Genomic DNA, 19,584 nt, shown 5'->3' with positions numbered 1-19,584 from the left:
ATGCGGGATCCGCTGTCCGCCGCCACCGACACCTTCACGTCCTTCCTCTTCGGCAAGGTCGAGACGACCCGGCTGCCGGTCCGCACCTCCACGGGCCAGGCCCAGGCCGTCTACCTGCCCACCGCCGCACCCGGCCTCGGCGACTCCGGCGTCATCATCGGACGCGAGGTGTACTCCGGGAAGGGATACATCTACGACCCCTTCCAGCTGTACGGGCAGCAGCTCCCGGCCCCGCACTGGCTGGTCCTCGGCGAGTCCGGCAACGGCAAGTCGGCCCTGGAGAAGACCTACGTCCTGCGCCAGCTGCGCTTCCGCGACCGGCAGGTCGTCGTGCTCGACGCCCAGGGCGAGGACGGGGTCGGCGAATGGAACCTCATCGCGGAGGAGCTGGGAATAACTCCCATCCGCCTCGACCCCACGGCCGCCCTGGACATGGGGATCCGGCTCAACCCGCTCGACCCGGCGATCACCACCACCGGCCAGCTGGCCCTGCTGCGGACCATCATCGAGGTCGCGATGGGCCACGGCCTCGACGAGCGGTCCGGCTTCGCGCTGAAGGTCGCGCACGCCTACGTGAACGAGACGATCGTCGAGCGCCAGCCGGTCCTGATGGACATCGTCGAGCAACTGCGCCACCCCGAACCGGAGTCGGCCGAGGCGATGAACGTCGCCATAGACGACGTACGGGCCTGGGGCCTGGACGTGGCCCTGGTGCTCGACCGGTTGGTCGACGGTGACCTCAGGGGCATGTTCGACGGCCCCACGACGGTCGGCATCGACCTGGACGCCCCGCTCATCGTCTTCGACCTCTCCCACATCGACCGCAACTCCATCGCCATGCCCATCCTGATGGCGATCGTCGGCGTGTGGCTGGAGCACACCTGGATCCGGCCCGACCGCAAGAAGCGCATCTTCCTGGTGGAGGAGGCGTGGCACATCATCAACAGCCCCTTCGTCGCCCAGCTCTTCCAGCGCCTGCTGAAGTTCGGCCGACGCCTCGGCCTGTCCTTCGTGGCGGTGGTGCACCACCTGAGCGACGTGGTCGACGGTGCGGCCGCCAAGGAGGCCGCGGCGATCCTGAAGATGGCGTCCACCCGCACGATCTACGCCCAGAAGGCCGACGAGGCACGGGCGACGGGACGGGTGATCGGCCTGCCCCGGTGGGCCGTGGAGATCATCCCGACCCTGACCCCGGGCATCGCGGTCTGGGACGTCAACGGCAACGTACAGGTCGTCAAACACCTGATCACGGAGACCGAGCGGCCCCTCGTCTTCACCGACCGCGCCATGACCGAGTCCTCCGCGGACCACCTCGCCGACGACGCGCTGCGCGCCGCGGAACTGGAGGCCGAGGAGCGGGCGGCGGCCTTCGTGGAACAGCACCTCAGCGATCTCGACGGCACGTCCGAGTCCACGGTGGCATGAGATGAGACCGGACGAGCGGGAACGGGAGCGGGCGGGGGGCGTCCCCGACGGTCTGCTGGTGGGCGTACTGGGCTTCCTCCTCGGCATGACCCTGCTGGTGTGGTCCGCCACCGGGCTCGCCGGATGGCTGGCCCGGGGAGCCTGGCCGGCGGCGGTCACCGTCGCCCGTACGCCCCTGGCCCTGCGCCATCTGATCGGGCAGCCACAGGACGTGGCGGGCGCCTGGCCGGACACCCCCGCCGGCCAGTTGTCGGGGTACGGGCTCTTCTGGGGTCTGTTCATCGGGCAGTTGATGGTGCTGGTCGTGCTGACGGTGTTCGTGATGGGCACGGTGGCTCGGTGGCGGGCGGTGCGGGCACGGCGGAAGGCGGGCGCGTACGCGCCTCAGGCCCACGTGGCCGCCCGTGCACCCGAACCCGCGCCAGAACCGGCCCAGCCGTACGCCGAGGTCCCGAAGAGCGCCGAGGAACCCGCGCGTCACGAGGTCCCGGTACCCCGGCCCGCACCCGAACCGGCCGAACTCCCCACGGAGGCCGCGCGGACGACGCCGGCTCCCCTGGCGGCCGCCGGTCCACGGGCGGCCGGCTGGGACGGGACCCCGGCCGCGGGCGCGGTCGTCCTCGGCCCCGCCGAGGCCCGTCGCCCCACCGCCGCCCAGGCCGTACGGGACGCGGAGGGCCCCGTGCTGGTCGTCACCTCGGACCCGAGAACCTGGTCGGAGACCAAGGACGCCCGGGCCAAGCTCGGCCCGGTCCTCCTCTACGACCCCACCCACCGCTGCGACACCCCGGCCCGGCTCCACTGGTCCCCCGCCGCCGGCTGCGAGGACAGGGCCACGGCGGCGGCCAGAGCCGCGGCGCTGCTGGCCCCCGTGCGCCCCACCGCCAAGGTCGACCACGCCATGGCCGACGTCGCCGAAACGCTCCTGCGGAGCTATCTGCACGCCGCCGCCGTGGAGGGCAAGGCCTTCCGGCACGTCCACCGCTGGGCCCAGGGATCCCAGGTCCAGGACGCGGTACGAGCCCTGCGCACGAACCCCAAGGCCGCTTCCGGCGCGGCGGGCGAACTCGAGGCCGCGCTCACCTCGCACCCCGAACGCCGTGACATAGCGCAGGAGTTGACGGCCCGCGCCCTGTCCTCCCTGTTCACGGTCAACATCCGCGAATCCTGCACGCCGAACCGAAGTGACGCCCTCGCGCTGGATTCCTTCGTGAACGAAGGGGGCACGCTTTATGTGGTCGGTGAACCCATCGAGGATCCCAGGGCGAATCCCGGCGCCATGCCGCTCCTGACGGCCCTCGCCTCAAGCGTGGTCGAGCGCGGCCGCCGCATGGCCGAACGGTCATCCTCCGGTCGCCTCGACCCACCACTTGCGCTCGTCCTGGACGACGTGGCCGCCGTCGCCCCGCTCCCTCAGCTCCCCGACCTGCTGACCGCCGGAGCGGGCCTGGGCCTGCCGACCCTGGTCCTGCTCCGCTCCCGGGAACAGGGCAGGTCCCGCTGGCCGCAGTACGAACTCCCGCTCTGACAACAGGGGTCAGCCGTCCGTCGAGGGCCACCACCGCGTGATCCACCCAGCACCCCCCTAGGACCGTGTGATCACGAACTCCAGATCCCGTGCTCCCTTGTCCCCCACGGACGGCGTGCTCCCGCCGGTCGGCGCGAACCCGGTCCGGCGGTAGAAGGCCTCGGCGCGCCCGTTCTTCTCGTGCACGAACAGCCGCACCCGCTCCAGGCCGATCTCCCAGGCCCACGCGAGCGCGGCATCGAAGAGCGCGTCCGTCACACCGCTTCCCCGGTGCTCGGGCCGTACGAAGACGCCCACCAGATGTCCCTGGTCCCGCTCGCTCACATTCCCGAGAATGTCCAGCTCGCCGGCCTTCTCGACCAGCACGACCACGGAGCCGGTCCACACCCCGTCCGGGTCGACGGCGACGAACTGCCGCCGCTCGAGCACGCCTTCGGCGGCCCCGGCGGCCCGTTCCTGCCAGAACGAGTCGGGCCGCGCCAGGGACTCCTCGTACGTCTCCACGAAGGCGAGATGTGCGACGGGGTCCCGCAGCGCGACGAGCCGGAGCTCCTTCACCGAACGCCAATCGTCGGCCCGTATGGAACGGATCTCTTGGTTCATGCGGCCACGGTAATGCCCGGGCGTCTCCGCGCTCATCCGGTTTTCCGCCCCCGGAGTTCCACCCTGCCGACCCCGGAGATCCACCCTGCCGATGCCCGTGGTCCAGGCCCCCGTCATGCTCTTCCCTGTACGACGTGCTGTGCGACGTCCCCGACGACGTTGCCACGACGCGGAATTGACTCTTACTGTCGCCGGTTTGCCAGGGAGAACGACGCATGCCCAAGGTCCAACTCGAAGAACTCCGTCACGTCATCCACCCTCCGGGCAAGCTGGAGAGCAGGGCGGAGCACTGGGCCGGCCGCCTCTACATGCGTTCCGTTTCCCTCCGGGTGACACGGCTGGCTCTCGGGACCCGCTTCTCGCCCAACCAGATCACGGCCGTGATGGTCGTCGCGGGCGTGCTCTCCGGAGTCGCCCTGGTCCTGCCGGGTCTGGGCGGTGCCGTGCTCTCCGTCGTCTTCATGCAGCTGTACCTTCTCCTGGACTGCGTGGACGGTGAGGTCGCCCGCTGGCGACGGCAGTACAGCCCGCTCGGCGTCTACCTGGACCGTCTCGGTGCCTATCTCGCCGACGCCGCCGTGATGGTCGGCATGGGCATCCGCGCCTCCGAACTCGGCCTGGACCCCTACCTGGTGGCCGGCCTCGCGGCGGCCATCGGCGTCCTGCTCCTGAAGTCGTCCTCGGACCTCGTGCACGTGGCCCGCTCCGACAGCGGCATGGAGAAGGCGACCGACCAGTCCGTCGTCCCGCGCTCCAGCGGCCTCGCCCGGATACGACGTCTCACCTCCGCGGTCGGCCTCCACCGCCTGGTCAACGGCATCGAGTGCACCCTGCTGCTGCTCGTGACCGCGGTCGTCGACCTCGCACTCGGCGATCTGACGGCGACGCGTGTCGCGACGGTGGGTGTGACGGTCATCGTGTGGCTGCTCGTCCCCGCGCACATCGTCTCGATCGTCGCTTCGTCCCGCCTGAAGTAGCGGCGCCCAGAGCAGTCCTCAACGCGTTCAGCCCCCACTCCCGGGAACGGGGGTGGGGGCTGAACGTCTGTACGGGCATCGGGGAGCCGGCACCGGACCGGAAACGCGAAGAAGCCCCAACTCGCGGGTTCTATCCCAGAGTTGGGGCTTCTTCTCAAAATTTGTTCGGCGGCGTCCTACTCTCCCACAGGGTCCCCCCTGCAGTACCATCGGCGCTGTAAGGCTTAGCTTCCGGGTTCGGAATGTAACCGGGCGTTTCCCTCACGCTATGACCACCGAAACACTATGAAACTGTCAACCGGAGCCGTGGCAAAGCTACGACGGTTGTTCGTGGTTTCAGAACCAACACAGTGGACGCGAGCAACTGAGGACAAGCCCTCGGCCTATTAGTACCGGTCACCTCCAGCGGTTACCCGCCTTCCAGATCCGGCCTATCAACCCAGTCGTCTACTGGGAGCCTTAACCCCTCAAAGGGGGTGGGAATACTCATCTCGAAGCAGGCTTCCCGCTTAGATGCTTTCAGCGGTTATCCCTCCCGAACGTAGCCAACCAGCCATGCCCTTGGCAGGACAACTGGCACACCAGAGGTTCGTCCGTCCCGGTCCTCTCGTACTAGGGACAGCCCTTCTCAATATTCCTACGCGCACAGCGGATAGGGACCGAACTGTCTCACGACGTTCTAAACCCAGCTCGCGTACCGCTTTAATGGGCGAACAGCCCAACCCTTGGGACCGACTCCAGCCCCAGGATGCGACGAGCCGACATCGAGGTGCCAAACCATCCCGTCGATATGGACTCTTGGGGAAGATCAGCCTGTTATCCCCGGGGTACCTTTTATCCGTTGAGCGACGGCGCTTCCACAAGCCACCGCCGGATCACTAGTCCCGACTTTCGTCCCTGCTCGACCCGTCGGTCTCACAGTCAAGCTCCCTTGTGCACTTACACTCAACACCTGATTACCAACCAGGCTGAGGGAACCTTTGGGCGCCTCCGTTACTCTTTAGGAGGCAACCGCCCCAGTTAAACTACCCATCAGACACTGTCCCTGATCCGGATCACGGACCCAGGTTAGACATCCAGCACGACCAGACTGGTATTTCAACGACGACTCCACCATGGCTGGCGCCATGACTTCAAAGTCTCCCAGCTATCCTACACAAGCCGAACCGAACACCAATATCAAACTGTAGTAAAGGTCCCGGGGTCTTTCCGTCCTGCTGCGCGAAACGAGCATCTTTACTCGTAGTGCAATTTCACCGGGCCTATGGTTGAGACAGTCGAGAAGTCGTTACGCCATTCGTGCAGGTCGGAACTTACCCGACAAGGAATTTCGCTACCTTAGGATGGTTATAGTTACCACCGCCGTTTACTGGCGCTTAAGTTCTCAGCTTCGCCAAACCGAAGTTTGACTAACCGGTCCCCTTAACGTTCCAGCACCGGGCAGGCGTCAGTCCGTATACATCGCCTTACGGCTTCGCACGGACCTGTGTTTTTAGTAAACAGTCGCTTCTCGCTGGTCTCTGCGGCCACCCCCAGCTCACCGAGTAAATCGGATCACCAGTGATGGCCCCCCTTCTCCCGAAGTTACGGGGGCATTTTGCCGAGTTCCTTAACCATAGTTCACCCGAACGCCTCGGTATTCTCTACCTGACCACCTGAGTCGGTTTAGGGTACGGGCCGCCATGAAACTCGCTAGAGGCTTTTCTCGACAGCATAGGATCATCCACTTCACCACAATCGGCTCGGCATCAGGTCTCAGCCTTGATGTGCGACGGATTTACCTATCACACGGCCTACACCCTTACCCCGGGACAACCACCGCCCGGGATGGACTACCTTCCTGCGTCACCCCATCACTCACCTACTACAGGTCTGGACCATCGGCTCCACCACTCCCCTTTGCCCGAAGGCTCCAGGGCGGCTTCACGGACTTAGCATCGCCTGGTTCAATGTTTGACGCTTCACAGCGGGTACCGGAATATCAACCGGTTATCCATCGACTACGCCTGTCGGCCTCGCCTTAGGTCCCGACTTACCCTGGGCAGATCAGCTTGACCCAGGAACCCTTAGTCAATCGGCGCACACGTTTCTCACGTGTGTATCGCTACTCATGCCTGCATTCTCACTCGTGAACCGTCCACCACTGCCTTCCGGCGCGGCTTCACCCGGCACACGACGCTCCCCTACCCATCACAGCAGGCGTTGGCCCTATTGCTGCAATGACACGACTTCGGCGGTACGCTTGAGCCCCGCTACATTGTCGGCGCGGAATCACTAGACCAGTGAGCTATTACGCACTCTTTCAAGGGTGGCTGCTTCTAAGCCAACCTCCTGGTTGTCTGTGCGACTCCACATCCTTTCCCACTTAGCGTACGCTTAGGGGCCTTAGTCGATGCTCTGGGCTGTTTCCCTCTCGACCATGGAGCTTATCCCCCACAGTCTCACTGCCGCGCTCTCACTTACCGGCATTCGGAGTTTGGCTAAGGTCAGTAACCCGGTAGGGCCCATCGCCTATCCAGTGCTCTACCTCCGGCAAGAAACACACGACGCTGCACCTAAATGCATTTCGGGGAGAACCAGCTATCACGGAGTTTGATTGGCCTTTCACCCCTAACCACAGGTCATCCCCCAGGTTTTCAACCCTGGTGGGTTCGGTCCTCCACGACCTCTTACAGCCGCTTCAACCTGCCCATGGCTAGATCACTCCGCTTCGGGTCTTGAGCGCGCTACTAAATCGCCCTATTCGGACTCGCTTTCGCTACGGCTTCCCCACACGGGTTAACCTCGCAACACACCGCAAACTCGCAGGCTCATTCTTCAAAAGGCACGCAGTCACGAGGCAAGCACAAGTGCTTGCCCGACGCTCCCACGGCTTGTAGGCACACGGTTTCAGGTACTATTTCACTCCGCTCCCGCGGTACTTTTCACCATTCCCTCACGGTACTATCCGCTATCGGTCACCAGGGAATATTTAGGCTTAGCGGGTGGTCCCGCCAGATTCACACGGGATTTCTCGGGCCCCGTGCTACTTGGGTGTTTCTCAAACGAGCCGTTGACGTTTCGACTACGGGGGTCTTACCCTCTACGCCGGACCTTTCGCATGTCCTTCGCCTACATCAACGGTTTCTGACTCGTCTCACGGCCGGCAGACCGTGAAAGAGAAATCCCACAACCCCACATACGCAACCCCTGCCGGGTCTCACACGCATATGGTTTGGCCTCATCCAGTTTCGCTCGCCACTACTCCCGGAATCACGGTTGTTTTCTCTTCCTGCGGGTACTGAGATGTTTCACTTCCCCGCGTTCCCTCCACTTGCCCTATGTGTTCAGGCAAGGGTGACAGCCCATGACGACTGCCGGGTTTCCCCATTCGGAAACCCCCGGATCAAAGCCTGGTTGACGACTCCCCGGGGACTATCGTGGCCTCCCACGTCCTTCATCGGTTCCTGGTGCCAAGGCATCCACCGTGCGCCCTTAAAAACTTGGCCACAGATGCTCGCGTCCACTGTGCAGTTCTCAAACAACGACCAACCACCCATCACCCTGCCCGGAAGGCAAGTTCACTGGGGCCGGCACTGAAGGCAGCCAACAATCGGCCGTACCTTCAGACACCCAACAGCGTGCCCGACACCCTCGCCACTCATGATCAGCTTTCCACGCTCCGAAGAGCAGTACTGGCAGCCCGAGATGACTGAAAGTGCCGAATAATCAACGTTCCACCCATGAGCAACCACCGTCGAACATTTGCCGACGTAGTGGCCTCTGACCTCACCCCGGAGGGATCGGTAAGAAGTGCTCCTTAGAAAGGAGGTGATCCAGCCGCACCTTCCGGTACGGCTACCTTGTTACGACTTCGTCCCAATCGCCAGTCCCACCTTCGACAGCTCCCTCCCACAAGGGGTTGGGCCACCGGCTTCGGGTGTTACCGACTTTCGTGACGTGACGGGCGGTGTGTACAAGGCCCGGGAACGTATTCACCGCAGCAATGCTGATCTGCGATTACTAGCAACTCCGACTTCATGGGGTCGAGTTGCAGACCCCAATCCGAACTGAGACAGGCTTTTTGAGATTCGCTCCGCCTCACGGCTTCGCAGCTCATTGTACCTGCCATTGTAGCACGTGTGCAGCCCAAGACATAAGGGGCATGATGACTTGACGTCGTCCCCACCTTCCTCCGAGTTGACCCCGGCAGTCTCCTGTGAGTCCCCATCACCCCGAAGGGCATGCTGGCAACACAGAACAAGGGTTGCGCTCGTTGCGGGACTTAACCCAACATCTCACGACACGAGCTGACGACAGCCATGCACCACCTGTACACCGACCACAAGGGGGGCACTATCTCTAATGCTTTCCGGTGTATGTCAAGCCTTGGTAAGGTTCTTCGCGTTGCGTCGAATTAAGCCACATGCTCCGCTGCTTGTGCGGGCCCCCGTCAATTCCTTTGAGTTTTAGCCTTGCGGCCGTACTCCCCAGGCGGGGAACTTAATGCGTTAGCTGCGGCACCGACGACGTGGAATGTCGCCAACACCTAGTTCCCACCGTTTACGGCGTGGACTACCAGGGTATCTAATCCTGTTCGCTCCCCACGCTTTCGCTCCTCAGCGTCAGTAATGGCCCAGAGATCCGCCTTCGCCACCGGTGTTCCTCCTGATATCTGCGCATTTCACCGCTACACCAGGAATTCCGATCTCCCCTACCACACTCTAGCTAGCCCGTATCGAATGCAGACCCGGGGTTAAGCCCCGGGCTTTCACACCCGACGTGACAAGCCGCCTACGAGCTCTTTACGCCCAATAATTCCGGACAACGCTTGCGCCCTACGTATTACCGCGGCTGCTGGCACGTAGTTAGCCGGCGCTTCTTCTGCAGGTACCGTCACTTTCGCTTCTTCCCTGCTGAAAGAGGTTTACAACCCGAAGGCCGTCATCCCTCACGCGGCGTCGCTGCATCAGGCTTTCGCCCATTGTGCAATATTCCCCACTGCTGCCTCCCGTAGGAGTCTGGGCCGTGTCTCAGTCCCAGTGTGGCCGGTCGCCCTCTCAGGCCGGCTACCCGTCGTCGCCTTGGTGAGCCACTACCTCACCAACAAGCTGATAGGCCGCGGGCTCATCCTTCACCGCCGGAGCTTTCAACCCACCCAGATGCCCAGGCAGGTATTATCCGGTATTAGACCCCGTTTCCAGGGCTTGTCCCAGAGTGAAGGGCAGATTGCCCACGTGTTACTCACCCGTTCGCCACTAATCCACCCCGAAGGGCTTCATCGTTCGACTTGCATGTGTTAAGCACGCCGCCAGCGTTCGTCCTGAGCCAGGATCAAACTCTCCGTGAATGTTTTCCCGTAATCGGGACGACACCACGAGAGCGGAACCAGGAAGAGGAATAATCCTCCCGGTTCACAGCGTCCTCGCTGTGCGCCCACCCCAGTCAAGGAGCGGGACTTTTTCAAAGGAACCTCGCCCCGACCGGTCGGCCGGAGACGGGGTATCAACATATCTGGCGTTGATTTTTGGCACGCTGTTGAGTTCTCAAGGAACGGACGCTTCCTTTGTACTCACCCTCTCGGGCTTTCCTCCGGGCGCTTCCCTTCGGTCTTGCGTTTCCGACTCTATCAGACCGTTTCCGTATCCGATTTCCTCGGTGCTTTCCAGGTTTCCGCTTTCGCGTTTCCCTTTCCGGCGGTTCCGACTCTATCAGATCCTTTCGGGCCTGATTCCCAGTCAGAGGGGCTTGTCTTCCCGGCTGTTGGGCCGTTCCGACGTCCCGAACTTTAGCGGATCCTCCCGGCAGGTCCTAATCGGACCGCCGAGCCCATTCGAATTGAATTCGGGCACACCGAATTCGCCCCGGCTGGGAGATCGTGCTGGTGGTTTGGGTGCCGCGTCCGCGGCGGAGGTGCTACCGGAGAACCGTTACGGCCCCGTGGCAACTCGAAGAACCTTACGGAGCCACGAGGGGTATGTCAACCGCCTCTGTCAAGATCTTTAATCGAGGTCGGTGAGTCGACCGCCGGCGTCCGGCTGCGCGTGCTCCACGCGGCGGAGGAGCCGCGTCAGGACCTCGCCCAGGACACCGCGCTCCTCGGCGGAGAGGTCCTGGAGGAGGTCCTCCTCGAAGACCGTGGCCAGGCGCATGGCCTCCAGCCACTTCTCGCGCCCCTCGCCCGTCAGCTCCACGATGACCCGCACCCGGTTCGACTCGTCGCGCTCCCTGGTGACGAGCCCTTCCGCGACCAGGCGGTCGATCCGGTGGGTCATCGCGGCCGGGGTCAGCCCCAGCCGCTTCGCCAGGTCGCTCGGACCCATGCGGTAGGGGGCACCGGAGAGCACGAGGGCCTTGAGGACCTCCCACTCGGCGTTGCTGATGCCGAGGTTGGCGGTCTGACGGCCGTAGGCGACGTGCATCCGGCGATTGAGCCGGCCGAGCGCCGAGACGATCTTCTCGACCTGGGGGTCGAGGTCCTGGAACTCGCGCTGATAGGCGGCGATCTGCTCTTCGAGGGTCGGCTCGCCGCTGACGCCGGGGGTGTCGGCCATGGCCGAAGTATCGCATGGCTCGCTTGGCGTTGAAGTCCTTCTAGGTGTAGAGTTCAACTTCTAACTTTAGCTTCGAAGTCTTCAGGCTTGCACCCTTCGGGGTGCAGGCCTGTGCTTCGCGACCAAGGCAGGTGAAAGTGACCAGGGCGATGGGCGCAGCGATGCGCCGGATCCACGTAGGCAACGCACTCGGAGCGTTCGGGCTCGGCTTTACCGTCCCCTTCCTCTATGTCTATGTGGCGCAGGTGCGGGGACTCGGCTCCATGACGGCGGGCATCGTGCTCGCCGTCTTCGCCGTGGCCGCGCTCGTGGTGCTGCCGTTCGCCGGGCGCGCCATCGTCCGGCGCGGTCCGCTGCCGGTCCTGCTCACCGCCCTGGCCACGGCCGCCCTCGGAGCGCTGAGCCTGGGGCTCGCGAGCAGTGCCACGACCGTGGTGCTGTCGGCGGCCGCGCTCGGTGCCGGGCAGGCCGTGATGCAGCCGGCGCTGGCGACGATGATCGTGGACTGTTCCACCGCGGACACCCGTTCGCGCGCCTTCGCCACTCAGTTCTTCCTGCAGAACCTCGGGCTCGGGGTCGGTGGTCTGATCGGCGGCCACATCGTCGACACGACCCGGGCGGGTTCGTTCACGCTGCTGTTCGGGATCGAGGCGGCGATGTTCCTGGTGCTCGTCGTGATCATGGCGACGGTGCGGATGCCGCGCGCGCCTCGGATCCGGGACGAGGCACCGCAGGCCAGGGGCGGCAGCTGGAAGCAGCTGCTCGGCAACCGGGCCATGGTGCAGCTGTCCGTGCTGGGCTTCGTGCTGTTCTTCGCCTGCTACGGGCAGTTCGAGTCGGGGCTTTCCGCGTACGGCGTCGAGGCGGCCGGGATCTCCACCTCCGCGCTCGGGACGGCGATGGCGGCGAACACGGCGATGATCGTGGTGGCGCAGTTCGCCGTGCTGAAGCTCGTGGAGCGCCGGAAGCGGTCCCGGGTGATCGCCACGGTGGGGCTCATCTGGGCCGTCGCGTGGGTCGCGGCCGGGTACGCGGGCCTCGGGCACGGCAGCCGGACCATGGCGACGGCCGCGTTCGTCTCGACGTACGCGCTCTTCGGGCTCGGCGAGGCGATGCTGTCGCCGACCGTCGCGCCGCTGGTCGCCGATCTGGCACCGGCGGGCCTCGCGGGGCAGTACAACTCCGCCTTCGCCCTGGTGAAGCAGCTCGCGCTGGCCATCGGGCCGGCGGTGGGCGGTCCGATGGGGGCCTCGCTGCACGGGCCGTACGTCGTGACGTTCCTGCTGTTCTCGCTGGGCATCACGGTCCTGGCGGTGCGGCTCGGGCGGCAGCTCAGTCCGGTGCAGAACCAGCCGTGGCTGGCGAGGAGCCGGGTGGTCGCTCAGGGCGGGGCGCCGGCGGAGCCGGTGGCGGCGAGCGCCTGACGAACGGCACGGAGCCGGGCCGTCACCACGTCCTGTGGTGACGGCCCGGCTGTCCGCGTTCCGTGGGGGACCTGCGAGGGGAGTTCCGGTTCAGGGGGCGGTGCGGGCGAGTGCGAACTCGCACCACACGGCCTTTCCGCCGCCGGGGGTGCGTCTGGATCCCCAGCCGGAGGCGATCGTGGCGACGATCGCGATGCCCCGGCCGGCCTCGTCGGCGGGTTCGGCGCGGCGGCGGCGCGGGAGGTGGTCGTCGCCGTCGGTGACCTCGATGATCAGGCGGCGGTCGGTGCGGCGCAGCCGCAGCCGCATCGGCGGGGTGCCGTGCTGCAGGGAGTTGGCGACGAGTTCGCTGGTGGCGAGGACGCCCAGGTCGTGCAGGTCCGGGGGGAAGCGCCAGCTCGTCAGGACGCCGGAGGCGAAGGCCCGCGCGCGGGGGGCGGCTTCCACCCCGCCCAGCAGTTCCAGCGCGGCGTTGCGGAAGAGCTCGCCGTCGGGGCCCGTGCGGGCCGGGTGCTGGAGGACCAGGACGGCCACGTCGTCGTCGTGGTCGGCGGTGACGCCCGCCGAGCGGACGAGCCGGTCGCAGACGACCTGGGGTGTGCCGGTGGCGCCGGCGAGGGCGCGCTCCAGAGCGGCGATGCCCTCGTCGAGGTCCTCGTCGCGGCGCTCCACCAGGCCGTCGGTGTAGAGGACGGCCGTCGAGCCGGGTCCCAGGGGGACCGAGCCCGACGTGTGCATCCAGCCTCCGGTGCCGAGGGGCGGGCCGGTGGGTTCGTCGGCCCGCAGCACGGTGCCGTTCTCGTCGCGTACGAGGATCGGGAGGTGGCCCGCGGACGCGTACACGAGCCGGCCCTCGTTGGGGTCGTGGACGGCGTACGCGCAGGTGGCGATCTGGTTGGCGTCGATCTCGGTGGCCAGGCCGTCGAGGAGCTGGAGCACCTCGTGCGGGGGCAGGTCGAGACGGGCGTACGCGCGGACGGCGGTGCGCAGCTGGCCCATGACGGCGGCGGCGCGCACCCCTCGTCCCATCACGTCGCCGATGACCAGGGCCGTGCGGCCGCCGCCGAGGGTGATCACGTCGTACCAGTCGCCGCCGACCGCGGCCTCGGTGCCGCCGGGCTGGTAGGTGGCGGCGACACGCAGGTCGTCGGGCTCCTCCAGCTCCTGGGGGAGCAGGGAGCGCTGGAGGGTGACGGCGGTCTCGCGCTGGCGGCGCTCGCTGGCCCGCAGCCGCTCGGCCGCCTCGGCGTGGTCGGTGACGTCGGTGGCGAAGATCAGCACGCCGCCGTCGGGGCCGTCCGGGGTGGCGTCGACGGGTGTGCAGGTGAAGGTGTACGAGCGGCCGCCGGGCGCCTTGCGGGACTTGACCGTCCGCGGCTTGCCGCTGCGCAGGACCTGGTCGAGGAGCGGGAGCAGGCCGGTCTCGGCGAGCTCGGGGAGCGCCTCGCCCGCGGGCTCGCCGACGGGACGGGCGCCGAAGGCGGTCGCGTAGGCGTCGTTGACGTAGGCGAGGCGGTGCTGGGGGCCGTGCACGAGGGCGACGAGGGCCGGGACGCGGTCGAGGACCTCGCGCACGGGGAGGTCGTCGACAGCGGGGACGGGCTGCTGGTCGTCGGTCAGCCGCTCGGCGCGGGCCGCGGGCACGGCCCCTTCACCTCGCCGGTCCGGGGAGGCCATGTGCTCGGTCCGCGCTGCGGCGCGGCGCTGCGTTCCGGGGAGCCGGGCGCTCCAGCGCGTGAAATTCACCGAATCCTTGCCTCGTGATCCTTGCCTGGTGATGGTCGTCTCCGGTCGGCTCCGGATCCGGTCGGGGTCGGCCCGCGGCGCGGTCGCCGAGGGCTCTGCGTCCCCTGGGGGTGCGGCGCTTGGGAAGAAGCCTCGTGGGTGCGGAGAGCGGGCGGGCGGCCCGCCCAAGGTCGTGGACCAGTCTGGCCGACCGGACCGACATCCGTCAGACGCCTGCCTGATCGGTGGAGTTCCTGGGTCCGGTCAGGACGACCCCTTCGGGTCGAGCTTCGGGTCGAGTGGATGTTTTCCACCGGCCGCGAGTTCGAACTCCGCTCGGGGGTGTTCGAGGGATCCGAGCGACACGATCTCCCTCTTGAAGAGTCCCGCCAAGGTCCATTCGGCGAGTACACGGGCCTTGCGGTTGAAGGTCGGGACCCTGCTGAGGTGGTAGACGCGGTGCATGAACCAGGCAGGATAGCCCTTCAGCTTGCGGCCGTAGACGTGCGCGACGCCCTTGTGCAGTCCCAGGGACGCGACCGAGCCGACGTATTTGTGGGCGTACGTCTCGAGCGGTTCGCCGCGCAGGGAGTGCGCGATGTTGTCCCCGAGGACGGCGGCCTGGCGCACCGCGTGCTGGGCGTTGGGCGCGGTCTCCTTGCCGGTCTCCGCGGCGGTGACGTCGGGGACGGCGGCGGCGTCTCCCGCGGCCCACGCGTGCGGGGCGCCGTCGACGGTGAGCCGGGGGGTGCACTTGAGGCGGCCGCGTTCGTTCAGCGGCAGGTCCGAGGCGGCGAGGACGGGGTGCGGCTTCACTCCGGCGGTCCACACGACCGTACGGGTGGGGAAGCGGGCGCCGTCACTGAGGACGGCGATCCGGTCCGCGCAGGAGTCGAGGCGGGTCTTGAGGCGTACGTCGATGTTGCGGCGGCGCAGCTGGGTGATCGTGTACGTGCCCATCTCCTCGCCGACCTCGGGGAGGATGCGGTCGGAGGCCTCGACGAGGATCCACTTCATGTCCGCGGGCTCGATGTTGTGGTAGTAGCGCGCGGTGTAGCGGGCCATGTCCTCCAGTTCGCCGAGGGCCTCGACGCCCGCGTACCCGCCTCCTACGAAGACGAAGGTCAGGGCCGCGTCGCGGATCGCGGGGTCGCGGGTGGAGGAGGCGATGTCCATCTGCTCGATGACGTGGTTGCGCAGGCCGATGGCCTCCTCGACGGTCTTGAAGCCGATGGCGAAGTCGGCGAGACCGGGGATCGGGAGGGCGCGCGAGATCGAGCCGGGGGCGAGGACGAGTTCGTCGTAGGTGAGCTGTTCCGTGCCGGCGTCTTCCTCGGTGGCGAGCGTGCTGAGTGTCGCGGTGCGCCGGGCGTGGTCGATGGAGCGGACTTCGCCGATCACGATCCGGCACCGGTCGAGGACCCGGCGCAGCGGGACGACCACATGGCGCGGGGAGATCGAGCCGGCGGCCGCTTCGGGAAGGAACGGCTGATACGTCATGTAGGGGTCGGGCGAGACGACGACGAGCTCGACCTCACCCTGTTTAAGTTCCGGCTTCAACTTTCGCTGGAGACGGAGGGCGGTGTACATCCCGACGTAGCCGCCGCCGACGATGAGAATGCGCACAGGTTCCTTCACCATCCCATGACGCACCCAGCTCTGGAGTTTGTCCACAGCCTCGACAATTTGTGTGACCGGCTGCCGTGAACGCGGAGGGTTGGCCGATTTGCCGGAGTACGAGGGAAATTCGCAGGTCAGCGCGAGTGGGTGGGGGGTGCGGAGGGGGCGCAATCGGGAGGTATCCGACCCGTACTCCGATCGGGGGGCGCTCTGTGCGGAACCTGCCCCTTCTGAATTGACCCCCACTCAACTATGTTCGTGTGTCGACGGGGTGTAGGGGGATGTGCTGGACGAGTCCGCGCGGCGGGTTCGGGAATCAGGCTTGTTCCGCTCGCTCCGTCTTCCAATGGCGGGGAGTCTCCGGGGGGAGACGTCATTACCGGGGGAACGCTTATGCACATTCAGGACTCTCATTGGTCTTCCGCGTCTGCCATCGCATCCGGTGGCACGGTCGGCGCGGCAGCGGGCGGCAACGGCCGTGTTCCGGCGGACGGATCACGGACGGCGCCGCTGCGCGTGGACGCACAGCGCAATCTGGAACACGTACTGCGCGCGGCGCGCGAGGTCTTCGGCGAGCTGGGATACGGCGCGCCGATGGAGGACGTCGCGCGCCGCGCCCGGGTCGGTGTCGGCACGGTGTACCGGCGCTTCCCGAGCAAGGACGTCCTGGTGCGCCGGATAGCCGAGGAGGAGACCTCCCGGCTCACCGACCAGGCACGCACGGCGCTCGGTCAGGAGGACGAACCGTGGTCGGCGCTCTCGCGCTTCCTGCGGACGTCGGTGGCCTCGGGCGCGGGACGGCTGCTGCCGCCGCAGATCCTGCGGGTCGGTGTCGCGGAGGACGGGCCCGTCGCGGACGGGGCCCGGGTGCCGCAGCAGCGCTCCCAACTCGGCGCGGAGCTCAGGCTCGTGGAGCAGCGGCCGGTACCCGAGAACGTGGTCGACGACGCCGGGGCGGCCGCGCTGCTCGACGTGGTGGGCCGGCTGGTGGACCGGGCGCGTGCGGCGGGCGAGCTGCGCACGGACGTGACCGTGGCGGACGTCCTGCTGGTGATCGCCACGGCGGCGCCCTCGCTGCCGGACGCCGCCCAGCAGGCCGCGGCCTCGGCCCGGTTGCTCGACATCCTGCTGGAGGGGCTGCGCTCGCGTCCGGCGTGAGCGCCCTCGGGCCGGTCCGCCAGGACCGACCGTTCCGGCAGCGGGATCTTCCCGCGGCGGTGGACCACCGCGCGCGGGTGCTCCGGCACGCGTGCCGTACACGCACGCCGTACATCCGCGCCACGAGCGGCGCTCGCACCACCCGCACATCCGTGCCACCGGCACCATCCGTGACACCCGCACCACCCGCACATCCGTGCCACCGGCACCATCCGTGACACCGGCACCATCCGTGACACCCGCACCATCCGTGACACCCGCACCACCACGCCGCCCGTGCCGCCCGCCTCGTCGGGGGGCACGGGCGCTGCGGTCTCCAGGGGTGGTGCCGGGCAGATCACGGCATAACGGCCATAGCGGCAACTTCCGTGCTGGAAGCATTTATTGACTATTCCCCAATCGGGTGACCGCTAGAGCTGTCGTGCGGCAAAACCCCCCGGACGAGTGGTTGGCCCGTGCGGCGCGGTCCCGCCCCTGCGGCATGTGGCACTCTGTCCCGGTATTCGGGTCCGAGTGTGCAGGCGGGGGCTTTCCGCGATGAGCGTTGACGGGCGGGACGAGTCACTCGGTGACGGCGGCGCGGAGGCGGGCGGTCTGCCCTCGCAGCAGGTTCCCAGTCAGGGCGGGCCCCCGGCGGAGGACCTGGGTTCCTCCGGCGCGCCGAGGCCCTCCGGCATCCCTGGCCCCTCCGGCGCCCCGAACCTCCCGGGCCCCTCCGGCACCGCCCACGGCACCCCCGGCGATCCCAGCGTCCCGGCGCAGCGCGACCGGTTCGATCCGCGGGACGTCAGCGGTGTCCTGCCGCCCCCGGTCGAACTGCCGCCGTCCGACGCGGATCTGATCGCGCGCATGCGCTCGGGTGACGACACGGCGTACGAGGCGCTGTACCGCCGTCACGCGGAGGCCGTCCGCCGCTACGCCCGTACCTGCTGCCGGGACGCGCACACCGCGGACGACCTGACCGCCGAGGTGTTCGCCCGCATGCTCCAGGCGGTGCGCGGCGGCCACGGCCCCGAGCACGCCGTACGCGCGTATCTGCTGACGACGGTCCGCCGCGTCGCCGCGAACTGGACGAAGTCTGCGAAGCGGGAGCAACTGGTCGACGACTTCGCGGTGTTCGCCGCGCAGGCCGTGCGCGGTGCCGAGGTCTCCGACGACGACACGCTCGACCTCGGCGCGGACGCGCGCGCGATGCACGAGGCCGAGCAGTCGATGGCCATGCGGGCGTTCCGCTCGCTGCCGGAGCGCTGGCAGGCCGTGCTGTGGCACACGGAGGTCGAGGACGAGTCGCCGAGCGAGGTCGCCACACTCTTCGGGCTGGACGCCAACGGCACCCGTGTCCTCGCCAGTCGTGCCCGCGAAGGCCTCAAGCAGGCCTACCTCCAGGCGCATGTGAGCGCCACCCTCACCAGGGACGAGGAGTGCGCGCGCTACGCCGACCGGCTCGGCGCCTACGCCCGCGGCGGGCTGCGCACCCGGGCCGAGCGTGGACTGCGCAAGCACCTGGAGGAGTGCGCCAAGTGCCGGCTGGCCGCGGGCCAGATCAAGGAGGTCGCCAGCGGTATCCCCGCCGTCGTGCCGGTCGCGGTCATCGGCTGGTTCGGTGCCGCCGGGTACGCGAAGGCCGTCGCGCTCATCGCCGGTGGAGCCGGGGCGGGCGCGGCGGGAGCGGCCGCCGCGGCAGGCGGCTCCGGCGGAGCGGGCGCGGGTGGCGGCGCGGCGGTCTCCGAGGGGCTCGGGGCACCGGTCAAGGCCGGGATCGCGGCGGGCGTCGTCGCGGTCGCCGCCGCGGCGGTCGCACTCGCCCTGGCGGGCAACGAGAGCACCGCCAGGAAACCCGAGGCCAGGCCCGCCGCCTCGCCCGCCGTCGAAGCACCGCCCCGGACACCGACGCTCCCGCCGTCGAAGAGGCCCGCGCCGCGGCAGCCGGTGGCGGTCACCCCGCCCGCCCGCACCCCCGCCGCGCCGAAGCCCACCCCGAAACCCGCGCCCGAGCCGTCCCCGGCCCCCACGAAGGCGAAGCCGGAACCCACGACCGGCCCCACTCCGCCCGCGCCGCTGCCCCCGGACCCGGCACCCAGTCCGACGCCGACGCCCGCACCGGTCGTCTACCAGTGGAACGAGCTGCGCTACGGCATCACCGGCGACCACACCGGGCCCGAGATGCGGCTCGGCCAGAGCAGTTGGGTCTGGCAGCGGTGGGGAATGTCGATCGCGGACCAGCGGTACGCGCACGGAGTGACCGTCCACGGCACGTCGTCCGTCACCATCGACCTCAACCGCAGCTGCTCGGCGTACGAGGCTCGGGTCGGCGTCGACGACCTGACGTTGGGCCTGGGCCGGGTCAGCTTCTCCGTCTACGCCGACGGAGCGCGCCTGTGGCGGTCGCCGCTGGTCGAGGGCGGCGACCGCACGATCCCCGTCCGGGTGAATCTCACGGGCCGGAGGACGATCCGGCTCGTCGTCGAACCGCGCACGCCGTTCGAGTCGGTGGCGCTGGCGGACTGGGCGGAATCGAAGTTCGAGTGCCAGTGAGCCCCGCCGCACGAGGAGCCGCACCGGAGCCGCACCGGCCACCGCCGGCTCCGGCG

The 19,584-nt window shown here is 67.7% G+C and carries 10 protein-coding genes and 3 rRNA genes; 6 read left to right on the top strand and 7 right to left on the bottom strand.

The window, feature by feature from the left end:
* Both OG199_RS22660 and OG199_RS22655 read left to right on the top strand, forming a co-directional pair.
* Window positions 1-1,425 (top strand): ATP-binding protein, encoded by a 1,425-nt coding sequence (locus OG199_RS22660; protein ID WP_168528847.1) that lies wholly within the window; start codon window positions 1-3, stop codon window positions 1,423-1,425.
* A 1-nt stretch (window position 1,426) separates the two neighbouring features.
* Window positions 1,427-2,953 (top strand): type VI secretion protein, encoded by a 1,527-nt coding sequence (locus OG199_RS22655; protein WP_405830991.1) that lies wholly within the window; start codon window positions 1,427-1,429, stop codon window positions 2,951-2,953.
* A 57-nt stretch (window positions 2,954-3,010) separates the two neighbouring features.
* On the opposite strand, the gene OG199_RS22650 is transcribed toward OG199_RS22655, so the two are convergent.
* On the bottom strand, window positions 3,011-3,556 hold the full coding sequence (locus OG199_RS22650; protein WP_405830989.1) for a GNAT family N-acetyltransferase: 546 nt from the start codon (window positions 3,554-3,556) through the stop codon (window positions 3,011-3,013).
* Between the two features lie 215 nt (window positions 3,557-3,771).
* On the opposite strand from OG199_RS22650, the gene OG199_RS22645 reads away from it, so the two are divergent.
* Window positions 3,772-4,533, top strand: coding sequence for a CDP-alcohol phosphatidyltransferase family protein (locus tag OG199_RS22645; RefSeq protein ID WP_356807028.1), 762 nt, complete (start codon window positions 3,772-3,774; stop codon window positions 4,531-4,533).
* A 163-nt stretch (window positions 4,534-4,696) separates the two neighbouring features.
* Here the strand turns inward: OG199_RS22645 and rrf are convergent.
* The 4 genes from rrf to OG199_RS22625 form a co-directional block, all read right to left on the bottom strand.
* Window positions 4,697-4,813, bottom strand: a 5S ribosomal RNA gene (rrf, locus tag OG199_RS22640).
* Between the two features lie 86 nt (window positions 4,814-4,899).
* Window positions 4,900-8,021, bottom strand: a 23S ribosomal RNA gene (locus OG199_RS22635).
* A gap of 315 nt (window positions 8,022-8,336) precedes the next feature.
* Window positions 8,337-9,862: ribosomal RNA gene (locus tag OG199_RS22630) — 16S ribosomal RNA — on the bottom strand.
* Together the 16S, 23S and 5S rRNA genes form the textbook arrangement of a ribosomal RNA operon.
* Window positions 9,863-10,514: 652 nt before the next feature.
* A complete protein-coding gene (locus OG199_RS22625) occupies window positions 10,515-11,066 on the bottom strand; it encodes a MarR family winged helix-turn-helix transcriptional regulator (protein WP_401807656.1) in 552 nt (183 codons plus the stop codon).
* A 149-nt stretch (window positions 11,067-11,215) separates the two neighbouring features.
* Between OG199_RS22625 and OG199_RS22620 the strand changes: the two genes are divergently transcribed.
* Window positions 11,216-12,490 (top strand): MFS transporter, encoded by a 1,275-nt coding sequence (locus OG199_RS22620; RefSeq protein ID WP_356809959.1) that lies wholly within the window; start codon window positions 11,216-11,218, stop codon window positions 12,488-12,490.
* A 90-nt stretch (window positions 12,491-12,580) separates the two neighbouring features.
* Here OG199_RS22620 and OG199_RS22615 read toward each other — a convergent pair whose 3' ends face one another.
* Both OG199_RS22615 and OG199_RS22610 read right to left on the bottom strand, forming a co-directional pair.
* Complete coding sequence (locus OG199_RS22615) at window positions 12,581-14,236, bottom strand: SpoIIE family protein phosphatase (protein ID WP_405830987.1); 1,656 nt, start codon at window positions 14,234-14,236, stop codon at window positions 12,581-12,583.
* 243 nt (window positions 14,237-14,479) lie between these two features.
* Window positions 14,480-15,856, bottom strand: a complete 1,377-nt coding sequence (locus OG199_RS22610; RefSeq protein ID WP_356807994.1) for an NAD(P)/FAD-dependent oxidoreductase — start codon at window positions 15,854-15,856, stop codon at window positions 14,480-14,482.
* Window positions 15,857-16,228: 372 nt separating this feature from the next.
* Between OG199_RS22610 and OG199_RS22605 the strand changes: the two genes are divergently transcribed.
* Both OG199_RS22605 and OG199_RS22600 read left to right on the top strand, forming a co-directional pair.
* Window positions 16,229-16,993, top strand: coding sequence for a helix-turn-helix domain-containing protein (locus OG199_RS22605; protein ID WP_356807996.1), 765 nt, complete (start codon window positions 16,229-16,231; stop codon window positions 16,991-16,993).
* 537 nt (window positions 16,994-17,530) lie between these two features.
* On the top strand, window positions 17,531-19,528 hold the full coding sequence (locus OG199_RS22600; protein WP_401807650.1) for a sigma-70 family RNA polymerase sigma factor: 1,998 nt from the start codon (window positions 17,531-17,533) through the stop codon (window positions 19,526-19,528).
* The last annotated feature ends 56 nt before the right edge of the window (window positions 19,529-19,584 follow it).

Source organism: Streptomyces sp. NBC_01176 (assembly GCF_045039825.1).
Classification (GTDB): Bacteria; Actinomycetota; Actinomycetes; order Streptomycetales; family Streptomycetaceae; genus Streptomyces.
This window is presented reverse-complemented; position numbering and strand designations above follow the sequence as displayed.